Source organism: Allostigmatella hybrida (assembly GCF_020103775.1).
GTDB lineage: Bacteria > Myxococcota > Myxococcia > Myxococcales > Myxococcaceae > Hyalangium > Hyalangium aurantiaca.
Map to the genome: position 1 here is coordinate 1 of NZ_JAHXBH010000047.1, position 21,402 is coordinate 21,402.

9 protein-coding genes and 1 pseudogene are annotated in these 21,402 nt (G+C 70.0%); 5 read left to right on the forward strand and 5 right to left on the reverse strand.

Annotation, left to right across the window (positions count from 1 at the left end):
* The coding region (locus KY661_RS35655; protein ID WP_225414444.1) for a hypothetical protein at positions 1 to 236 on the reverse strand (236 nt) is incomplete at its 3' end.
* Positions 233 to 1,102 (reverse strand): double-CXXCG motif protein, encoded by an 870-nt coding sequence (locus KY661_RS35660; RefSeq protein ID WP_225414445.1) that lies wholly within the window; start codon positions 1,100 to 1,102, stop codon positions 233 to 235. The genes KY661_RS35660 and KY661_RS35655, both read right to left, overlap by 4 nt.
* A gap of 1,277 nt (positions 1,103 to 2,379) precedes the next feature.
* Here KY661_RS35660 and KY661_RS35665 point away from each other — a divergent pair.
* The 5 genes and pseudogenes from KY661_RS35665 (at position 2,380) to KY661_RS35685 (ending at position 7,956) form a co-directional block, all read left to right on the forward strand.
* A complete protein-coding gene (locus KY661_RS35665; protein WP_225414446.1) occupies positions 2,380 to 3,174 on the forward strand; it encodes an alpha/beta fold hydrolase in 795 nt (264 codons plus the stop codon).
* Between the two features lie 16 nt (positions 3,175 to 3,190).
* Positions 3,191 to 3,734, forward strand: a pseudogene (locus tag KY661_RS35670) (IS4 family transposase); the annotation flags it as partial.
* 125 nt (positions 3,735 to 3,859) lie between these two features.
* Positions 3,860 to 4,603, forward strand: coding sequence for a hypothetical protein (locus KY661_RS35675; protein ID WP_225414447.1), 744 nt, complete (start codon positions 3,860 to 3,862; stop codon positions 4,601 to 4,603).
* Complete coding sequence (locus KY661_RS35680; RefSeq protein ID WP_225414448.1) at positions 4,600 to 5,520, forward strand: DUF3396 domain-containing protein; 921 nt, start codon at positions 4,600 to 4,602, stop codon at positions 5,518 to 5,520. The genes KY661_RS35675 and KY661_RS35680 overlap by 4 nt, the downstream gene beginning before the upstream one ends.
* A gap of 843 nt (positions 5,521 to 6,363) precedes the next feature.
* A complete protein-coding gene (locus KY661_RS35685; RefSeq protein ID WP_225414449.1) occupies positions 6,364 to 7,956 on the forward strand; it encodes an invertase recombinase-like protein in 1,593 nt (530 codons plus the stop codon).
* 26 nt (positions 7,957 to 7,982) lie between these two features.
* On the opposite strand, the gene KY661_RS35690 is transcribed toward KY661_RS35685, so the two are convergent.
* Genes KY661_RS35690 through KY661_RS35700 form a run of 3 tightly spaced genes read right to left on the reverse strand, consistent with a single transcriptional unit; the run spans position 7,983 to position 21,339 of the window.
* A complete protein-coding gene (locus KY661_RS35690) occupies positions 7,983 to 8,714 on the reverse strand; it encodes a hypothetical protein (protein WP_225414450.1) in 732 nt (243 codons plus the stop codon).
* Positions 8,711 to 10,489 carry a class I adenylate-forming enzyme family protein gene (locus KY661_RS35695; protein WP_225414451.1) on the reverse strand — a complete coding sequence of 593 codons (1,779 nt, stop codon included), beginning with the start codon at positions 10,487 to 10,489 and terminating at the stop codon, positions 8,711 to 8,713. The genes KY661_RS35690 and KY661_RS35695 overlap by 4 nt, the downstream gene beginning before the upstream one ends.
* Positions 10,486 to 21,339 (reverse strand): non-ribosomal peptide synthetase, encoded by a 10,854-nt coding sequence (locus KY661_RS35700; protein WP_225414452.1) that lies wholly within the window; start codon positions 21,337 to 21,339, stop codon positions 10,486 to 10,488. The genes KY661_RS35695 and KY661_RS35700 overlap by 4 nt, the downstream gene beginning before the upstream one ends.
* Positions 21,340 to 21,402 lie beyond the last annotated feature (63 nt).

Here is a 21,402-nt window from a genome sequence, read left to right on the forward strand (position 1 = left end):
AGGGCGAGCGAGAGCGGACCTTCGCAGTAGGCGCCGACGAACCCGAACGGCACCGCGCCTCCCGTCGACTCTACCCCCTCCAGCGGGGAAAGGGATGGAACACGAGGGCATGGGGTGGGACGGGACGGGATGACGAACCCGAGGAGAATCAAGGCGATAGCGGGTAACAGCGCGTCCTGCTTGAGGTTTTCCATCGCCTTGTTTGTGAGTTCGATTCCCGCTGCCTCCCATTTCAAGGTGACAGGACGCTCAGTCGCGGTCCTTCGACATGAGCCATCTCAATCTCGAAGCCCTTGGCCTTCATGCCCACAAGTAATTGGCACAACTTCTGGGAGATCAAAACCTTAGACTCCGGGCGCAGCTCTCCGCGGCGAAGACCAAATAGCTTGTCCGTACGGCACCAGTCGCTCCCGTCCCAGCTTCTCCGCTGCACATACAGCTCGGAAATCTGGCGGAGCCCCACTGTATGCCCTTGGGGACACCGATACTCGTTCTTCTCGTCTAGATCGAAGAGGTCATTGCCCGTCACAGTCGTACCAGTGAGTCGCAGAGGCTTGGACATCATGACGAGCTGACTCCAACTAGAGGGCTCGAGTCCCTTGCGTCCTCGGTGCATCACAGGCCGAAACTCTGCTCCTCTGATCCCATGCTCTCGGCAGGCCTCCACCAGCCTAGAGGAGACAACAATCTCCCCAGCAATGGAGCGAGCAATGTCCTTGCCCTTGGGGATGCTGCGGGTATCAAGGATGAGGTCCGACAGCTGCCGAGTCCCCGCCCCGCAGTGTCTGCACTCGCGCGATTCATCGTACACCGTACCGCACATGGCGCCTGTAGGCTCGAAGTGCGCGCGGAGCACCAGCCTCAGCAGTTCCGCCGACTGAAGTTCGCCTTTCGAGTAACGCCGGTGAATCTGCCAGTAGGTGAAGAAGGCTCGGCCTTTTCGTTGGTGCTCTTGCTCAAGCTTTCCGATCCGCTGAACGCGCTCGTCATTCAGGGGCAGTACCACTTTCCGAATAGAATCCCCAAGCCGCACCCCTAGATCGGCTTCCAAGAACTTCTGCGCACGCTCCTCGGCGATGCGGAACTCGACGATTTCGCGCATAGCTATGGCTCGACGCCTATGAGCTGAGGGATTGGGTACTTCGAGTAGACGCGTATCATGACCTCCGCGAGTTGCTGAGGCCTCGGCGGATCTTGGCCATAGGGCCACTCCCGTCGGAATTCCTGCGTGATGGCCTGATGGTAAGCCGTGTGCAGCCGAAAGGTCTGCCCCTTTCTGGTTCCGCCCAAGTAGATCGGAACGGCGTGGTGGTCCTGGTACCCCTTACTATTGAGGTATCTCTCCTGCGCTTCGGCCAGCCTCTGACGGTAGAGTTGACGCGCCTGCTCCACAACCCGTGGGTCCGGTGGCCTCTGCCTCCAATCATGGAGTGGGTCATGGGGCGGTCTCGGATTGAGGAGTGGCGGTTGCCGTACGCCTCCTCTTGGCCCTCTGCGGGAAGAACGGCCAACAAGCACAATCTCCCGGGCAGCAATCGCCTCTTCCCGCGGCCACATCTCCAGGCACTCGGCTGGCAGGAACGCTCCCAAGAGCCGTTCGCCGTGCTTTTCATCCGGGCCTTCAACGAAAACGATCGCCCCAGGCGAGAACGAGGGAACGACTTCCCCAGAAGGGCCGCTTCCGCCCTGAGCATCCCATCCGGTTGCTGCGCAGCCAGAAAGAACCACCGCCAAGCTCACGAGCAGCATTCTTGACCGATTCATGGTGGTCCTTCTCTCACAGGCAGCCATGATTCAAGGCCTCACGGTGCCGTCCTCTTCGGCGAAATTGGGCCGAACGCCCTGAACTCCACCGCGTCGAACCTCTGCCAGCGCGGGCTCGACCTCCCCTGCCAGCCGCCTATCGTGCCTCATCCCACCGTCCCTGTCCGGCCGAGCGTTGAATCCATGAACGATAGGAGACATGGAGGCTCTATGGCGGGGAGCGGCCCAGGGCCCAGCGGGGAGTTGCCGGAGGCAGGGAGCTGTCGGAGGTAGCGGCCTCGCCCACCGCTTCCCAGCGATCCGCACTGCGGGGCCTCGTGCTGCTGCTGCTGGCCCTCGCCAGCCTGGGGCCCATCTTCTACGTGGAGATGGAGGGCCTTCACTGGCCGGAGCCGCGCTTCCAACTGCTCGCCGTACTGGATGCCCTCTTCAACCGCTACAAGCTGGGGCACACGCTGCTCGTATCCAGCGCCGTGGTGACAGGGCTGACCACCGCGGCACCAACCCCAGCCTGTCGCACTTCAAGGACTCGCTCTGATGGGCTAAGGACGGGCTGCTGCTGCACAAGGTGGTTGCCCCCACCGGAGTCTTGTGCAACAGAGCGGCCCGATACCCATGAGACCCAAAGCACGCAAGCCCCCCTCGAAACAGATATCCACGCGGGGGCACACCGTTCAAATCGACGGCATTGAGATGTATTATGAGGAGTACGGAGCTGGAAAGCCCCTGGTGCTCTTGCATGGATTTGGCGGTTGTGCACGAAACTGGCATCCCTTTACCGCCAAGCTCTCAGAGCGCCATCGACTGATCATCGTAGATCTGCGTGGCCATGGTCGATCCACCAATCCCGAGAACAAGTTCACGCATCGGGAAGCGGCCGGTGACGTGTTCCTCTTGCTTAAAAAGTTAGGGGTCGATCACTTCTCGGCTATGGGTATGAGTTCTGGCGGCATGGTGCTCCTTCATATGGCGACGAGCCAACCCAAGCGCATCGACTCAATGGTGTTGATTAGTGCAACATCCCATTTTCCCGATCAGGCAAGGACCATCATGCGTAGAGCTTCGTTTGGCACCATGCCCCAACAAGTGCAAGCGATGTATCGGGAGTGCGCACACCGCGGCGATGAACAAATTCGTCAACTCATTGCGCAGTTCAATGCGTTAAGCGAAGACTACGACGATATGAATTTCACTGCACAAACTTTATCAACCATTGCAGCTCGTACGCTCGTTGTGCACGGTGATCGCGACCGCTTTTTCCCCGTTGAAATTCTTGTAAGCATCTACCGTTCCATACCGGATGCGGCGTTATGGATTATTCCTGGCGGAGACCACGTTCCTATCTATGATCCCAAGGTTCCATTCACCTCAACAGCCCTGCAATTCCTTGATGGGCCACACAGCAGGTAGCATATGAGGGGATGCCTCAGATGCGCAGGGGGAGCGCCGCACGGCGGCAGACTGGGTGCCCAAGGCAGGCCGCCTGCGCAAACTTGTCCCAAGCGCGAGTCACCGCAGACAGAGCGCAGGTAGGCGCCGTGGTGTGCGTGAAGAAAAAGGGCATGAAGGAGCCGTGGTGTCTGGCCACCAGCGCCGAAGTGGTGACACTCTACAGCCGTCGCTTCTCTATCGAAGAGGGGTTCCGAGACCTCAAGGACTTGAGGTTCGGCATGGGCTTGTCCTGGGTCCGTATTGCCGAGCCGGAGCGCCGAGACAGACTGCTGCTGCTCAGTGCCTTGGCCTGTGCACTGCTGACGTTGCTGGGCGCCGCAGGCGAAAGCCTGGGCATGGAGCGGTACCTCAAGGCCAACACCGTCAAGCGTCGCACCTACTCGCTCTTCCGCCAGGGCTGCATGTATTACCAGGCCATCCCCAACATGCCGGAGCACCGCCTGCGCCCTCTGGTGGAGCGTTTCGCTCAGCTCGTCTGCGAGCACCCCGTCTTCCGCGAGTGCTTCGGACTTTTATGAGGGGATGCCTCAGTTGTTCAGGCCCTGATTTCATGCTGGGCCTCATCCGCTCTCGTTCTAGGCTTGGAGGCCCTGTTCCCAGGAAAAGAGATGTCCGCTCGTCGAAGCATACTTTGGAAATCCACATGCTTGGCGCTGCTGAGCGCGGGGACTTACGCCTCGACACGGAGACCGTCAGCCGGATCCTCCACTCCGCTGCCTTGGGCCAGGGTGCAAGCACCGTGGCGCCGACGACAAGCGCGGTGGTGGCTTCCACCCTGGGCCAGTCCGTGCCGCTCCTACTGGCGTTGCTCCAAAGTGATAACGCAGTGGGGGAACTTGAGAAGCGCTTGGTGGAGTGCGCCCGGTTGGCGGAGCGGCAGGTGAACTCCGCGCACTTCGGCAACCGCTCGCCTACGCGTGAAGAGTGCGGCGAGGAAGTAGAGGTGGACGGCTGCGCGGAGCCCATTACCCGGGCGATGCTGTTGGGGCAGCAGAAACATGCTCTGGCCCTGCAATGCGCGCGTGAGGTGCTGGAGCAGCTCTGGCCTGCTCCCTTCAGCATTGAGCAGCGCTACCGCTACTATCCCAACGCCCGGTTCGTCGAGGCGGTCAGCCGAGAGGAGGAGGCGCGTCTCCTCGCTCAGGGCTGTACTCGGGAACTCTGGCGCACGATCAAGCCGGACATCGTGCTGCACGCGGATGGCCACCTGCTGCGAGCCGTGCTCATCCTGGACTACAAATTTCCCTGCCCCAGCACCAATAAACCACGGTGGACGAAATACGGAGAGACCAGCGCTTATGCCGACTTCACCCAGGGCCAGATCTACAAGGCAGCGCTGGGAGGCGAGGCTGTGATCATCTCGCCACAAGTGGGGATGACCCCATGAGGGAGAACATTCCTGTCATCCGACTGCGGACCGACACCGGCATTTCGATGACTCGCGACGGCGTCGTGATCTGCTTTTTCATGCGCCGCTCTCATGCAGAGGTGGCCCCTGCCGTTTGGCGGGCCTTACAGCTCTACCGCAGTGCCATTCCTCCAAACTCGCTGGGCTGGTATGGCGCGGACGATGGGGACACCCTGCCGCTCGACGATAAGGGCTGGGCGTACATCCGCAGGCAAATTCTGGAGCGACCCTCGGTTGATGCCTGCACTGTCGACTTGGAGGAGGACGCAAGCGAAGTGAGCGGCTACAACTTCGAGTACCGAGGCCGACGGCTCAATGCCCCGATCTTCTCTCACGACGAGGACTCCACGTGTGGGGTGACCTTCTCCTTTCCCACTGAGTATCTCCTGGAGCATGGCCCTGCCCGGCTGCGTGCGCTGGCTCTTGAGATCGCTCGCGAGTTGCCCCTCAGCTTCGGCTACGCCAGCCTCGCCTTCGTGTGCCCGCGTGGGTCTTGGTATGGAGTTCGTCAGCAACTCTTCGCTCCACTGTGCCGCTACCTGGGCATGGATCTCTATCGCATTGAGGACACGAGCCGGATCATTGGCACCCGCGCGCGAGGTGCTTACTGGCTCACGTTTCTGGGCCAGCCGCTGCTGGGCCAGTTGGGCGGTGTCGAGGGCCTTGGCGACAAGCTCCGCTTTCCGGAGGTGTCGCTCCAACCGTTGGCGGGCGAGCGACTGCTGATCAGCTTGGGCGAGTGGCCCGATGCCATCGATATCGAGAAAGCTCCAATCCCCCTCCAATACCGTGCGCTAGCGCATCTGCTGGAGCCTTTCCTTTATGAGGAGAGCACCGGCTGGTTCTCGTTGAACAAGGAGAACATGCACCGTTGGCTGCGACGGCTCTGCCAGTGAGCAGCACGACTGGCCTTCTTCGTGTCTAATGAGGGAATACCTCAGGTCCGGTACCTCAATCCCCGTGGGGCCTGGCTCGTCGCGGTCCACCTCCACGTCCAGCGCCTTCTTGTAGCCCAGCAGCAGGTTCAGCCGAAGCGGCGGGCCACCGGCTCGCTGAACGCTGCGGCCACCGCCCCGTACATCGTCAGCGACGACTGGAATAGGTCTACGTAGCCACGAGGGTGGCGGAACAGGGCGTCTTGGTACGCCTTTCTAACCCGTTGAATTCACTGGGTAGGTTTTGCCGAACGCGACAGGGACCGTCGGACTGTGCCCGTTGCGCGGTACCAACCAGTCGGTACCAGCCGTTGCGCGGTACCAACCAGTTGGCAGCGGCCGCTTCACGGTACCAACCAGTTGGCAGCAACTGTGGGGGGCAAGGTGTACCGCCGCGGCTCCCGGACTGTGGGATTTGGACCCACTGCGTGAGTGCCCGCGAGGGTAGCGTGACCATCCAGGAGGTCACGTACCTTTGCTCCATCCGTTGAGCTTGGCCCTGGCGCTCGCGCTTCTTTGGGGAACCGCAGCACGAGCCGAGCCTCCGCACCTTCGACGAGTCCCGGATCCGTGTGCTGGATGTTGGTTGAGCCACTGGCCAAAAAAGGTCGATGCCCCGTTCGTGGCTCATTCCCATCACGATCATGCGATGGACTTCGGCGTTGTCGCACGGAGAGCCGCGGCCCACCGCCCACTGAGTGAGCCTGCTTTTGACACTGAGTCTTTGCATTCCACCGGCGTTGGACCCGTTCAGGCATATCGGAGATGCTGGGGGACTCGTTCCCTGGAAGCTGGAGGCTTGCTGTGAAGTTGTTCCGAGTGTGCCTGACGTCGCTGATGGTCCTGCTGGCCGCCTGCGGTGATTCGACGGATCCAGAAGGGCCCTCTGAGCCCGGTCCGTCACAACCGGACGCGGGCTCGCCGCAGCCGGATGCTGGCACCGAGACGCCAGATTCAGGCACGGGTGAGACGCCTGACTCGGGCACGGAGGTTCCAGACGCAGGTACCGGGACGCCTGACGCGGGCACGGAGGTTCCGGACGCGGGCACCGGGACGCCTGACGCCGGGCCGAGCGTCCTCGACAACTGGAGCTTCGAGGAATGGCCCGGCGCGCATCCCTCCCAATGGCTGGGCAGCACGTCGAACCTCACCAGCGACGCGGTGCAGAAGGTGACGACGAGTCCCTACCACGGCCTCAACGCGGTCCGGCTGAGCAATGCCTCGGGGACGCACAAGCGCTTCACCACCGTCGCGAAGTCCATGCCCGCAGGCCGCTACTCCTGCACCTACCAGGTGCGGGGCTCCGGTGAGGTCCGCAACGCCTTCTTCGACACTGACTACTCCTCGTACTCGAGCTACACCATGGTCGAGACACAGGACTGGACCCGGGTGTCGTACGCCTTCAACCTCGCCAACCCCGTCTACGACACCTTCGAGCTCATCTTCAGCCTCCGCAACACCCAGGGCGACCACCTGAGCCTCGACGACGTGCGCTGCACTCGCGCCCCGGAGCCGTGTGACGGGGTCAGCTGCCAGTCCTGGGAGCGCTGCGTGAACGCCACCGCTGCCTGTGAGCCGCTCTCCGGCCGCTGCAACGACGCCACCCAGTGCAGCACGTGGCAGACCTGCGATGCGGCCCATACGTGCGTGACCGCGGCGAACCGCTGCGTCCGCCACGCGGATTGCGCCAGCACTCCGCAGACGCCCGTCTGTGACACCGCCTCGCACCTCTGCGTGGAAGGCAATCCGTGCGCGGGCGTCGTCTGCAACAACCCGGCGACGAGCTGCAACCCCACGACGGGCGTGTGCGAGCTGTCCCCGGGGGCCTGCTTCACCACCTATGACTGCCGCGGCGCCCTGCCCGCCTGCGACCCGGCGACCCGTCGCTGTGTCTCCGCCGAGCACCCCGCGAACATCCTCCGCAACGGCGGCTTCGAGAACTGGAGCAACACATCCATTCCGTACTACGGCACCCCGTACATTCCCGACTTCTGGTACGGGCTGGATAACGGCGTCGCGGATCCGGGCTCGGAGATCAAGCCCTCGCGCCTGGTGCCCTACACGCAGGTGGTGCACGGGGGCTCGCGTGCACTCCAGTTCGTCGTCCCCATCCAGACCGCCGAGCGCTTCACGCTCCAGAAGTTCAACGTGCCGGCCGGCAACTACTCCTGCTCGTACCGGGTGAGGGGCCACGGCACCATCCGCCACCGCATCTACTCGAGCGTCGGCTGGAGCCCCCAGACGGACTTCATCACGGTGGACAGCAATGCCTGGGAGCCGGTGTTCTTCCGCTTCACCGGCAACGTGCGTGACTGGCGCCTGCTCCTCTATCCCAGCCGCAGCGTGGCGGACCGCGACCACCTCCAGGTGGACGACGTGGTCTGCACGAAGGACTAGGCGTGGGGGGGCTCTTTGCTCCCCTCTCAGCCCCCTTCGGTGGGGTCGGCACAGGTGGCATCTGAGCTGCGGTGCTCCGCCAGGAAGATGGTCTGCGCCATCATGCGGTACCCGGACATGCCCTCGCGAAGGGTTTCGATGGACTCCTCCGGGTGGACCGAGTCGATCACCGCATGGGGCCCGACCGCGTTGAACTGGTGCGAGACGCCCCGGGGGATCTGCATGTCCACCCAGGAGTTCGGTGGCACGACGACGTTGTACCGGTCCCGGTGCACGCCGGCCGGGGTGTCCGGCAGGGCGTCGACGAAGGCGCGCAGCGGGGCCATCCAGTCCGGGCGGGAGCGGACGGTCAGGGGGGACAGGCTGGAGACGCGGATGAGGGTGTCCGGGCCGGTCATCATGCGCACGAAGCGCAGGCCGGTGTGCAGGTGCATGCGGGAGCAGATGCCGCGCTCCCGGGTGTCGTAGAAGTCCATCAGGTAGCGGTCGGCGAAGTAGCCCTCGAAGGGGGGGGCCAGCATGAACACGTCGCCCTCCTCGAACGCCTGCGCCTCCTTCAGCGCGCGGGGGGGCGTGGGGGACTGCTGTTCCCGCTGGTGGGCGCTGCGGACCAGCCCGGCGAGTGCGTTCACGACGGTCAGGGCGGCTTCCGGGGGCAGCTGCACCACCGGGGTGATGTGGTTGCGGCCGGGGTCCTGGTGGCGTTCCAGGTCCAATACCTCGTCCTCGTGGTCGGGGACCTGCTTCATCCGGGTCATGTGTTGCCTCTGTCTTCGCTCGTCGGGGTATGGGCCCACAGCACGCCGCCGAGATCGTGACGGCCCGCGCGCAGCAATGCGCAGCCGACGACGGCGAAGCCCGCCTCGCGCAGTCCGGCGAGCCCATGCCACCGGTCGCCCGGCTCCTGGGGGGGGGAATCCAAAAAGGACAGCAGTGGGCCGAGTGCCCACGGGCATCCGTCGGGGGTGGTGCGCGTGGGCAGGTGGCGGGTCACCACCGCGCCCGGGTGGGCTTCGCGCAGGCGCTCGGCGAGCTCGGCATACCCGGCCAGTGGCCATTCGGTGCTCAACCGCTCGCGCCAGCGGGCTTTCGCCTCCGCCAGCCCGGGGTCGGCGCGCCGGTGCCAGTGGGCGCGCATGAACTCCAGCGCCTCGAACACCACCTCCTCGCCCTCCCGCGCGGGCGCATCCACGGCCCCGGCCAGGGCACGCAGCCCGGCATCGTCCACACCGGAGCGGAGCAGATCGTGCGCGGTGGCCGAGGCGTAGCGCAGCAGCCGCTCGTACCGGGCGGGCGCGTAGCGCAGCGCGGCCAGCGAGCGGCCCATGGCCTTGCGCTGGGGTTTGCCGGTCGAGGTGGCCTGGAATCCGCCGAACTGCACCGAGGCGGGCCGCAGCAGGCTGTTCTCGCACACCGCGCGCACGGCCTCCACCGGCTGGTCCGTGGCGACGAGCCCGAACTCGTGGCCGAGCGTGGGTTCGGCGACGGCCACCGCCGCGAACCGCCCGCCCAGCCCGGCCTCGCGCCAGGTCCGCTCGACGTCCAGTGGGTGGTGCTTCTCCCCTCCCCGGTTGATGCGCTCCCCGGCCCGGCCCCGCAGCACCAGCAGGCCCTCGCGCAGCTCACCGAGGTCCCCGGTGCGCAGCCAGCCGTCCTCGGTCAGCGCCGCCGCCGTGGCCGCCGGGTCCTGCCAGTAGCCGCGCATCATGTCCGGGGTCCGCACCCACACCTCGCCGTCGACCAGCCGCAGCTCGGTCTCCGGCAGCGCCACGCCGACCGGCGGGTGCTGCTCCAGGTACTGGCGGGTGAACGCGGGCTCGTCGAGCAAGGGCGTGGTGAAGCTGAAGTTCACCGCCTCGGTCAGGCCGTAGCCCTGGCGCAGCCTCGGGCCGTAGCGGTCGTGGAAGCGGCGGGCCAGCTCCGGGGTCAGCGGCGCGGCCGCGGTAATGAGGTACTCCAGGCTCTCCGGCCACTCCGGTGCGACATCCAGCAGGTCGGCCAGCAGCGCGGGCACGATGGAGGCGGTCCGGGCCCCGGCGGCACGCAGCGCGGCGAAGTACCCGGCCGGGTCCGCGCCGTTGTGCAGCACCAGGGGGGTGCCGGTCAGGTGCGTGCCCAGCAACGACATGACCAGCGCGTTGCAGTGGTACAGCGGCAGGCAGGTGCCGTGCGGCCGGCCGGGGGTGAGCCCGTGGAGCTTGGCGGTCTTGGCCGCGTTGCCCAGCACCGCCTTCCGGCCGAGCATGACGCCCTTCTGCGGGCCGGTGGAGCCCGAGGTGAACATCAGGAACGCCAGGCCCTCGGCCTCCGGGTGCGCGGCGGGGTGGCCGGTGTCCTGCAGCCCGTGCTCGTCCAGCACGGCGCAGGCGGTGACCCGGTCGACGATGCCGCGCACCGCGCTGTCCGTGCTGCGCGGGTGCAGGGGCACCGCGACGAGCTCGCGGTCGAAGCAGTCGAGCAGGGCCTTGGCCAGGCCGGGTCCGTTGGGCAGCCGCACCACCACTCGGGCACCGGCAGGCAGGAGGTCAATCATCGGGTCCTCATCAGTTCGTCCCGGAGCAGCGCGCCGGCCTCGGCCACGTGCTCGGGCTGGAACACTTCGTGGTGCGCCGCGGCCAGCTGGTGCACGGTGAGCCGTCCGCCGACGTGCGGCCGCCACCGCTCGTGGTTCGAGCCGCCCGCCGCGTTGAAGTACACGACGTCCCCCGGGTAGACCGGCGGCCGGTAGGCCCGCAGCAGCCGTTCGTTGTTGCGCGCCACCGCGGCCAGCGACACGCTGTCCCGGCCCAGCAGCCGGGAGATCCGCTCCTCGACCGGCCCCACCTCGGCCACCGCCCCCGCGACCGAGTCCACCACGGCCAGCAGGCCGACGGGGGCGCCCAGCTCCCGCAGTCGCACGGCCATCGCATGTGCCACCAGACCTCCGAAGGACCAGCCGAGCAGGTGATAGGGCCCCTCGGGGTGGGCGGCGCGCAGTGCCGTGACGTGGCGCTCGGCCAGCGCCTCCACCGAGTCCGGCAGCTCGTCGGTGTGCAGGCCGTACACCGGGTGCTCGCCGTCGAGGTGGGGCAGCAGGCCCGCGTACACGCCGCTGAGGCCGCTCAACGCCGGAACGCAGCACAGCGGCGCGGCGGCCCCCCCGGTGCGCAGGGGCACCAGCGGACCGGTCTCGGCCGCTCCGGCAAGGCGCGCGGCGAGCGCCGCCGGGGTGGGTGCGGTGAACACGTCCCGCACGCCCAGGGTCACACCGAGCACCGCGCGCACCCGCGCGATCAGCCTGGCCGCCACCAGCGAATGCCCGCCCAGCTCGAAGAAGTTCTCGCCGGGGCGGACCGTGGGCAGGTCGAGCACGTCGGCGAACAGCCCGCACAGCAGCTGCTCCCCCGGGGTGGCCGTCACTTCGGCGGCCACGGACCAGTCCGGTTCGGGCAGCTGGTCGCGCCGCACCTTCCCGTTGGCGCTCAACGGGAACTCTGGCACCGCGACCAGACGGGCGGGCACCATGTGGTCTGGCAGGTGCCGCGCCAGGTGCGCGCTGATCGCGGACAGGTCCGGTTCGGCGACGGCGGGCACCAGGTAGCCCACCAGCACGCCCTTGCGGTGCACGGTCACCGCGGCCGCGTGCACGTCGGCGTGCTGGGCGAGCACCGCCTCCACCTCGCCCAGCTCCACGCGGTGGCCGCGCACCTTGACCTGGCCGTCGGTGCGCCCGTGGAAGCGCAGCCCCCCGTCCGCGCCACGGGAGGCGAGGTCCCCGGTGCGGTACATGCGAGTCCCAGGCGGCCCGTACGGGTCGGGCAGGAAGCGCGAGGCGGTGAGGTCTGGCTGGCGCAGGTAGCCGGTGGCCACCCCGTCCCCGGCCAGGTAGAGCTCGCCAATCACCCCGGGGGGCACCAGGTTCAACCGCCCGTCCAGCACGTGGCAGCGGGTGTTCCACAGGGGACGTCCAATGGGGACGGTCGCGCCGGTGGCTCCGGTGACCGGGAGCGTGGTGGACCACACGGTGGTCTCGGTCGGCCCGTAGCAGGCCAGCAGCGAGGACACCAGGCCGCGCAGCTCCTCGGCCAGCCCACCGGGCACGGCCTCACCGCCGACCAACGCGCGCACCCGGCGCAGGCACTCCGGGCGGCGCGCGGCCAGTGCGTGCCACAGCGAGGGCGTTGCCTGCACCACGGTGACCTGGCGGCGCTCCAGCAGGGCCAGCAGCTCGTCCGGCTCGCGCACGGTGTCGCGGTCCGCGAGCACCTGCGAGGCCCCGGTCACCAGGGGCAGCAGCAGCTCCAGCTCGGAGATGTCGAACCCGACCGGTGCGGAGGCCAGCACCCGGTCCTCCGGGGTGAGGCCCAGCCGCTCGTGCATGGCGTGCAGCAGGTTGAGCCGTGCGGACCTGGGCACCACCACGCCCTTGGGCCGCCCGGTGGACCCAGAGGTGTACCGGACGTAGGCGGTGTCCTCGGGCACCGGAGTCCCCGGGCGGGCCGTGACGCGCAGTCCGTTCTCGTTGTCCACCACCAGCGCCGGCCGCGCATCGGCGAGCAGCGCGGTGAGGCGTTCCGGTGGCAGCCCGGGTTCCAGGGGCAGGTGGGCCGCGCCGGCGAGGTCGGCGGCCAGCATCGCGGCGGGCAGGTCGGCGGTGCGGTGCAGCACCAGGGCGATCAGGCTGCCCGGACCGGCGCCGAGCGCGCGGAACTGCCCGGCGAGCTGCTCGACCCGCTCCGCCAGTTGCCCGTAGGTGAGCCCGTCCACCGCCAGCGCATGGGGATGGGCGCGCGCCCGTTCGGCGAACAGGGCGTGCACCGAGGTGTCCGGCACGCTCCGCGCGGTGTCGTTCCACCGGGTGAGCAGCCGTTCCCGCTCACCGGGCACGAGCACCGGCAGGTCGAGGACCGAGCGGTCCGGATCGGCGACGGCGGCGCGCAGCAGCAGGTCGAGCCGGGCCAGCAGCAGCCGCGCCGTGGCGGGGGTGAACAGCTCGGTGTTGTACTCCAACAGCCCGTCGATCCCGTCGGACTCCTGGCGCAGGCTCCACAGCAGGTCCAGCCGCGAGGCCCCGCCGTGCACGGCCACGGGTTCGGCGCGGACCCCGGGCAGGGAGAAATCGACGGCCGGGGTGTCCTGGATGGCCAGCATCACCTGGAACAGCGGGTGCCGGGACAGCGAGCGCGGAGGGTTGAGCGCCTCCACCACCTGCTCGAACGGCACGTCCTGGTGGGCGAACGCGTCCAGGTCCACCGCGCGCACCCGCGCCAGCAGCTCGGCGAAGGTGGGCGCGCCGGACAGATTGGTGCGCAGCACCACGGTGTTGATGAAGCAGCCGACGGTGTCGTGCAGCGCGGCGTCGTGCCGACCAGCGACCGGGGTGCCGATGGGGATGTCCGCGCCCGCGCCGAGCCGGTGCAGCAGGCAGGCGACCGCGGCGTGCAGCACCATGAACACGCTCGCCCGGTGCGCGCGGGCCAGCTCGGCAATGCGGCCGTGCAGGGCAGCGTCCCACCGGAAGCCAACGGTCTCACCGCGGTGCGCGGACACCGGCGGCCGGGGGTGGTCGGTGGGCAGCGGCAGCACGTCCGGGATGCCCCGCAGCACCTCGACCCAGTGGGCCGGGTTTGTCTTCCGGTGCTGGAGCGCGTAGTCGGCGTACTGCACCGGCACGCTCGTCCACTGGGGAGCCTTCCCGGCGAGCCGGGCGCGGTAGGCGGTGGACAGGTCGCGGGCCAGCGGGGACAGGGACCAGCCGTCGGCGGCGATGTGGTGCAGGACGAGCAGCAGCACGTGTTCCCGCGGCCCGGTGCGGCAGAGCAGCGCGCGCACGGGCAGCTCGGCGGTGAGATCGAAGACGTGCCCGGCGGCCTCGGCGAGCCGGTCGGCCAGCGCTGACTCGGGCACCTCGAGCGAGTGCACGGGCAGCTCATCGGCCGAGCAGATCCGCTGGCTGGGTTCGCCACCGCCCTCGGTCACCTTGGTGCGCAGGCTCTCGTGCCGCTGAAGCACGTCGTGCAGTGCCGCCCGCAGGGAGTCCTCGCGCAGGTCACCGCGCAGCCGGGTGGCGAAGGCCATGTTGTACACGGAGTTGGGCCCGGCGAACTGGCTGAAGAACCACAGTCTGCGCTGGGCCGCGGACAGCGGGATGTGCGCGGGCCGGGCCACCGGGGTGAACGCGGTGTCCGGCGCGGTGGGTCCCTCCGGCAGGCAGCGGGCCAGATCGGCCACCACGGGGGCGTCGAAGAGGGTACGGATGCTCAGCACCACCCCGGTTTGCGCGCGCACCCGGTTGATCAGCCGGGTGGCCAGCAGCGAGTGCCCGCCCAGGTCGAAGAAGCTGTCCTCCGCGCCCACCTCGGGCACGCCGAGCACTTCGGCGTACAGCTCGCACAGCAGCTTCTCCATCGGCGTGCGGGGCGGCCTGCTCACCGGCAACGTAGACTGCGGCCTGGGCAGGGCCCTGCGATCGAGCTTGCCATTGACGGTCAAGGGGATCTCCGGCACCGGCACCACGAACGCGGGCACCATGTGCTCGGGCAGCACGGTCCGCGCGTGCGCGCGCAGCCCGGCCGCGTCCAGGCCGCCGGTCAGCACGGCGTAGCAGACCAGCCGGTCCGCATCGGGCAGCACCACGGCCTGGACCACCGAGGGATGCCGTTCCAGGACGCGTTCGACCTCGCCGGGCTCGATGCGGTAGCCCCGGATCTTGACCTGCTGGTCGGCACGGCCCCGGTACTCCAGGCCGCCGTCCGGGCGCCGCCGGGCGAGGTCCCCGGAGCGGTACATGCGGCCGCCGGGGGCCCCGAACGGATCGGGGACGAACCGGAGCGCGGTGAGCTCGGGCCGGTTCAGGTAGCCGCGCGTCACGCCGGGCCCGGCCACGTAGATTTCGCCGGGACAGCCGGGCGGCACCGGCCGCAGGGCGTGGTCGAGCAGGCGCAGCCGCAGGTCCGGCAGCGCGACGCCGATCACGCTGGCGGTCTCGTCCAGGTCATCCAGCTCGATGTAGCTGGAGTGCACGGTGGTCTCGGTGATGCCGTACATGTTGACCAGCTTCGGCCCGCCGGGCCGCCGCCAGGCGCGGATGCGGCTCAGCTCCAGCGCCTCCCCGGCGAAGACCACCACGCGCAGCGCCAGGTCGGCCGGGGGCAGCTGGTAGAAGGCCGACGGGGTCTGGCTCAGCACGGTCACGCGCTCGCGCGCCAGCAGGGCGAGGAACTCCTGCGGTGACCGGGTGACGTGCTTGGGCACCACCACGAGCCGCCCGCCCTTGGCCAGCATGCTCCACAGCTCGAACACCGACACGTCGAAGGCGTAGGAGTGGAACAGCGTGTGCACGTCGCCGGGGCCGAACCCAAACCAGGGGTCGGTGGTGTCCAGCAGCCGCACGACGTTCTGGTGCGACACCACCACGCCCTTGGGCACACCGGTCGAGCCGGAGGTGTGGATGACGTAGGCGACGCCGTCCGGATCCGCGCGCGGCCCGAGGTCGTGCTCGGGGTGTTCCTCCAACGGGTTGACCTGGTCGAGCACCAGCACCGGGTTCACCGCGGCGAGCACCTGCCGCAGGCGTTCCTCGGGCTGGTCGGGGTCCATGGGCACGTACCCCGCGCCGGACTTGAGTACCGCCAGCACCGCGACCACCAGATCCAGCGAGCGCGGCAGCACCAGGGCCACCAGGCGCTCCGGGCCCGCCCCCCGTGCCACGAGGTGGTGGGCCAGGCGGTTGGCGCGGGCGTTGAGCTCGCGGTACGTCAGGTGCTCGCCCTCGTAGGTGACGGCCACGGCGTCCGGGCGTGCCCGCACCTGGGCCTCGAACAGCTCGGGCAGGGTGCACCGCCGCGCGGTCTCCGGGGCGGGGGCCGGCTCGTGCTCGCCGGGCAGCAGCAGGTCGAGCGCCCCCAGGGTGGCGCCCGGCCGGCTGGCGAACTGCGCGAGGATCGACGCGAGCCGGGCGAGCAGCCGGCGCGCGCCCTCGGCGTCGAGGACGTCGGCGCTGTGGTCCAGCCGCAGCCGCCCGTGCTCCCCGGGCATCACCACGAGGGTCAGCGGGTAGTGCGTGCCGTCCAGGCCCCGCGCGTTGCGCAGCACCAGCCCGGGCAGCGCCTCCTCTTCCAGGGGGTAGTTCTCGAACACCACCACCGTGTCGAACAGCTCCCCCTGCCCGGCCAGTGCCTGCAGTCGCGTCAGGTCCACATGCTGGTGGTCCAGCACGGCCAGCTGCTGCTCGCGCAGTGCGGCCAGGGCGTCCGCGACCGTGCGGTCCGGGGCCAGTCCAACCCGGACCGGGATGGTGTTGATCAGCAGGCCGACGATGCCCTCCGCGCCGGGCAGCTCCGGCGGCCTGCCGGACACCGTCGCGCCGAAGACGACATCCTGTCTGCCGGTCAGCGTGCCCACCAGCACGGCCCAGGCCAGCTGCATCACGACGTTCGGGGTGACCCCATGCCGATGGGCGACCTCGGCGAGCCCAGCGGGCAGCGCCGCCTCGCACCGCAGCCGGGCCGAGGCCGAGCCCCTCCTGCCCGGCCCGCCGACGAGCGTCGGTCCGTCCACGGTGGACAGGATGCCGCGCCAGGCCGCCTCGGCGGCGTGCGGGTCGCGGGTAGCGAGCCAGTCCAGAAAGTCGCGGTAGGCGGGGGCCGGGGGCAGCGGCTTCCCGGCGTACAGGCCGAACAGCTCCTTCACCACGATGGGCATGGACCAGCCGTCCAGCAGGATGTGGTGGGTGGTCAGCACGAACACGTGCCGGTCGGCGGCACGCCGTTGCAGGGCGGCGCGGAACAGCGGCGGGCGGGCCAGATCGAAGCGCCGCTGCCGGTCCTGCGTCAGGAAGGCCTCCAGGTCCTCATGCGCGGGCAGGTCATGCCAGGGCACGGTGAACTCCGGGTCAATCACCTGCACCGGCCTGCCCGCCGGGCTCTGCCGCACCCCGGCGGACAGCTGCGGGTGCCGCAACAGCAGCCGGTGCAGGGCGGTGCGCAGCCCGGCCCCGTCCAGCGCGCCTTCCAGCTCGAAGACGAACTGCACGAGGTACGGGTCGGCGCCGTCGTGGTCATAGAGGGAGTGGAACAGCAGCCCCTGAGCCAGCGGCGGCAGCGGCAGCGCGCCGGTGGCCCGGGCCCGGGCCCGGGTGCCGAGCGCGGTCAGCACCTCGAACCAGCGTTCGGCCAGCGCACTGATCTTCTCGCGGGGGAGCAGCCGGCCCGGCCAGGACCAGTTCGCCACCAGCTGGGGACCGTCGGGGTGTTGGGCGAGCACCGCGTCCAGCTCCACCGCATGGGCCAGCGCGAGCCGTCCGCCGGTGGCCGCACCGACCACGGTGTCCTCGGGCAGCACCGCCCAGTCCCCGTCTCCGTTGACGTCGAAGTGGCCCAGGTAGTTGAACGCGTACCGAGGGGCCGCGACCCCGGCCAGGAGCGGTGCGGTCTGCGGGTTGAGGTGGCGCAGCAGGCCGTGGCCGAACCCGGTGCGCGCCAGGCCGCTCAGCGTCTCGCGCACCCGGGCGACCGCGCCGTCCAGGTCGACAGGGTCGGTGGGCCAGTGACAGCCCGCGTCGAGCTGGACGGGATAGAGCGTGGTGAACCAGCCGACCGTCCGGGAGAGGTCGAGGCCATCGGCGAACTCCTCGCGCCCGTGGCCCTCCAGCTCCACCCGCACCGGGCCGGTGGCCAGCGCGAACGCGGTCAGCAACAGCTCATACACCGAGCAGTCGAAGGCTTCCGCGGCCTGGGAGAGGAAGTCCGCGGCCAGGCTGAGCGAGAGCCACTGCCGGGTGTCCTCGGTGTCCAGCGAGGGGTCCAGCGCGCGGCCGCCCACCGGCGGGTCCGCGACCGGGGCGAGCCAGCGGGGCAGGTCCGCCAGCACGCCGGGGTGGTGGGCGTGCTGGAGCAGGGCCCGCGCCCACTGCGGGAACGGCGTGCCGGTGGCGGGCAGCTTCGGGGCGAGGCCGTCGCGGACCGCCGCCCAGGCCGCGTGCAGGTCGTCGAGCAGGATGCGCCAGGACACGCCGTCCACGCACAGGTGGTGCGCGGTCAGCGTGAGCCGATTCTCGCGCCAGGTGGCGTGCAGGACGTGGCCGCGGGCCAGGTCGATGGGCCGGTCCAGCTCAACGGTGACGTGCTCCAGCACCCGCAGCGCCCACACCCCCGCCACTTCGGACAGTGCGAGGCGCAGCATGCCGTGGTGGTCGACCAGCGCCTGGACCACGGCGCGCACCTGCCTGGCCGTGCATCCGGCCGGGGTGCGCACGGTCATCGACTGGACGAACCCGTTGTCCGGCGCGCCCCGGCCGCGCAGCCAGTGCATGATCGGGGTGAGCGGCACGGCCGGGTCGTCGGGATCGCTGGGTGCCAGGCCGCGACCGCGCGCGGCGGGCAGCGCGAGGCCCTTGGCCAGTGCGGTGACGGTCGGGGCGCGGAAGACGTCGGAGGTGCTGACGGCCAGCCCGGCGCGCTGTGCGGCGGCGGCGAGCTGAATGGCCCGGATGCTGTCGCCGCCGAGCCGGAAGAAGTCCCCGTCCACGGGCACCTCGGCCCGGCCGAGCACTTGCGCGAACAGCTTCGCGAGGGTCCGCTCGGCGGCCGAGCCGGTGGCGCGCACCGGCTCGGGGGCGGGGGCCGCGGGGTCAGGCAGGGCGGCGCGGTCGAGCTTCCCGTTGCGGGTCAACGGCAGCGAGGCCAGCCCGACCACGGCCGAGGGCACCAGGAACGGCGGCAGCCGCTCCCCGAGCCGGGCGAGCAGCCCGTCCGGGACCTCGCCGACGACGTAGGAGACCAGGCGGCCCTCGCGCAGCACGGTCGCGGCCTGCCGCACCCCTGGCTGGGCCAGCAGCGCGGCGTCCACCTCGCCCAGCTCGACCCGGAAGCCGCGCAGTTTGACCTGGCCGTCGGCGCGCCCGGCGAACTCCAGCTGCCCGTCGGCGTTCCAGCGGGCCAGGTCGCCGGTGCGGTAGACGCGGGCCCCGGGCGGACCGGACGGATCGGGCAGGAAGCGCTCGGCGGTGGCACCCGGCCGGTTCAGGTAGCCCAGGGCGACTCCCGCGCCCCCCAGGTAAACCTCGCCGGTGGTGCCGAGCGGTACGGGGCGCATGGCCTCGTCGAGGAGGAGCACCCGGGCGCCGTCGAGGGGCCGGCCGATGGGGACCACGCCGGTGACCGGGCCTGACGGGTAGCGGGTGGCGAAGACGGTGGTCTCGGTCGGGCCGTAGCCGTTGACGACGGTGAGCCCGGGCAGCGCCTGCTGCACGGCGCGCACGGCGGCGGGAGAGACCACGTCACCGCCGGTCCACACCTGGCGCAGCCCGGCGAGGCAGCGCGGATCCTGGGTGGCGATCGCGTTGAACAGCCCGGCGGTGAGCCACATCCCGGTGACCCCAGCGGTGGTGATGACGCGGGACAGCTCGCCGGGGTCGAGCCTGCCGGGCGGGGCGAGCACGATCTCGCCGCCGGTGAGCAGCGGGACCCACAGCTCCAGGTTGATCGCGTCGAAGGCCTGCGGGGAGTGCAGCAGCACCCGCTCGGCCCCGCCCTCGGTCCACCAGCGGTCGGCGGCGAGGCTGACCAGGTTGGCGTGGGTGACGGCGACGCCCTTGGGCGTGCCGGTGGAACCCGAGGTGAACATGATGCAGGCCAGGTCGTGCCCGCTGACCTCCGGGCACGCGGCGCCCGGGCCGGTGCCGTGGACGGTCAGCACGCGCAGACCGGGGGCCGTCGCGTCCGCCTGGTCGGTGAGCAGCAGCCGGGCCCCGGAGTCGGCGAGCACGGCCGCGCGCCTGGGCGGCGGATCCTCGGCGTGCAGGGGCACGTAGGCCGCGCCGGACTTGAGGACGGCGAGCACGGCGACCACCAGGTCCACCGAGCGCGGCAGCAGCAGCGCGACGTTGCGGCCCGGCCCGGCCCCCGCCCCGGCGAGCCGGGCGGCCAGGGCGGTGGCGCGCGCGTCCAGCTCGCGGTAGGTCAGCCGCCGCCCGGTTGCCGGGCAGTGCACGGCACCGGCCTCCGGCTGTTGACGGACCCGTGCGGCGAAGGCCGAGGGCACCGTGCTGGCTCGCACCGCCTGGCCGGCCCCGGTGCCCAGGGCGATCAGGTGCGCGCGCTCGGCGGCCGTGGTGGGCTGGATGTCGGCCAGGGGCGTGTCCGGGGTGGCCTCGGCCAACTGCCACAGCACGTGCTCGAACCGCTCGCCCAGCTCCCGCAGCCGCGTGGGGGAGCACGTGGTGGGGTTGGCGTCGAAGTCCAGGCGCAGCCTGCCGTCACCCCGGTCGTAGGCCACCACGGACAGGTCCTCCGACGGCGGGGCCTGGAGGTTGTGCACGGTCACCGTCGCCGAGCCGAAGCGCAGCACGTGGTCGAACCGCTGGATGTTGAGCACCGGCCCGAAGAACTTCCGCCCGTCCTCCGGCAGCCCCAGCTCGCGCCGCAGGCGCTCGCCCCGGTACCGCTGCCGCGGCCGGATGGCGCTCAACTGCCCCGACACCTCCTGGAGCAGCCCGCCCACGGTTCCCGCCAGGTTGACGCGGACGCGCAGGGGCACCACGTTGGCCGTCATGGCGGGCACGGCCACGTCCGCCGCGCGGCCGGAGACCGGCAGGCTGAGCAGCAAGTCCGGCTGCCCGGTAACGGCCTGCACGTGCACGGCGGTGGCCGCGGCGATCACGCGAGACCACCGCGTCCCCAACCGCTCGGAGCCCTGCCGCAGCCGGGCAAACTCCACGTCCGCCAGCACCCGGGTCCACCGCACCGAGGCCTCGGCGGCGGGCGCGGCGCGCGATCCGATCACCACCGGCTCCGGCCGATCGGCCAGCCGTGCGAGCCACCACGCGCGGTCCTCGGCCAGCGCGGCCGAGCCGCGATACGCCTGCTCCGCCGAGGGCACCTCGGCCAGCGCGGCCCACCTGGGTCCGGGGACGGCGAGCCCTTCCCGGAGGCACTCGTAGATCTCGGCCACGCGCTGCACGAGCAGCGCCAGGCCCGCACCGTCGAGGGCGATGTGGTGCACCCGCAGGAACACCCACTGCCGCTCCTCGGCCAGCCGCAGCACGGCCCCCAGGAACAGCTCCTCGCCTGCCGCCGCGAGGCGCTCCGCCATCCACGCCCGCGCCGAGGCGACAGGATCCGCGGCCTCCCGGAAGTCCACGGTGGCCACCCGGGGTTCGGTGGAGTCCAGGACCCGTTGCCGGGGAAGGGAATCGGCCGTCTCCTCGAAGGCCACCCGGATCGCCTCGCACTCGGAGGCGGCCCGCGTGAGCGCGGCGGTCAGCAGGTCGGTCCGGACGGTCCCGCACAGGTCCAGGTACTCGGCCCACTGGTAGGAGCCGGGACGGCTGTACCCGGCGCGCTCGGCGAGCCACACACCGGCCTGGGCATCGGACAGTTCGAGTTCAGCGCTCTGGTCGACCACGTGGGAGAGCCCCTCACCAGCTTGTGTTGGCCAGCGGGCGCTCCTGTAGCACGAAAGGTCTTT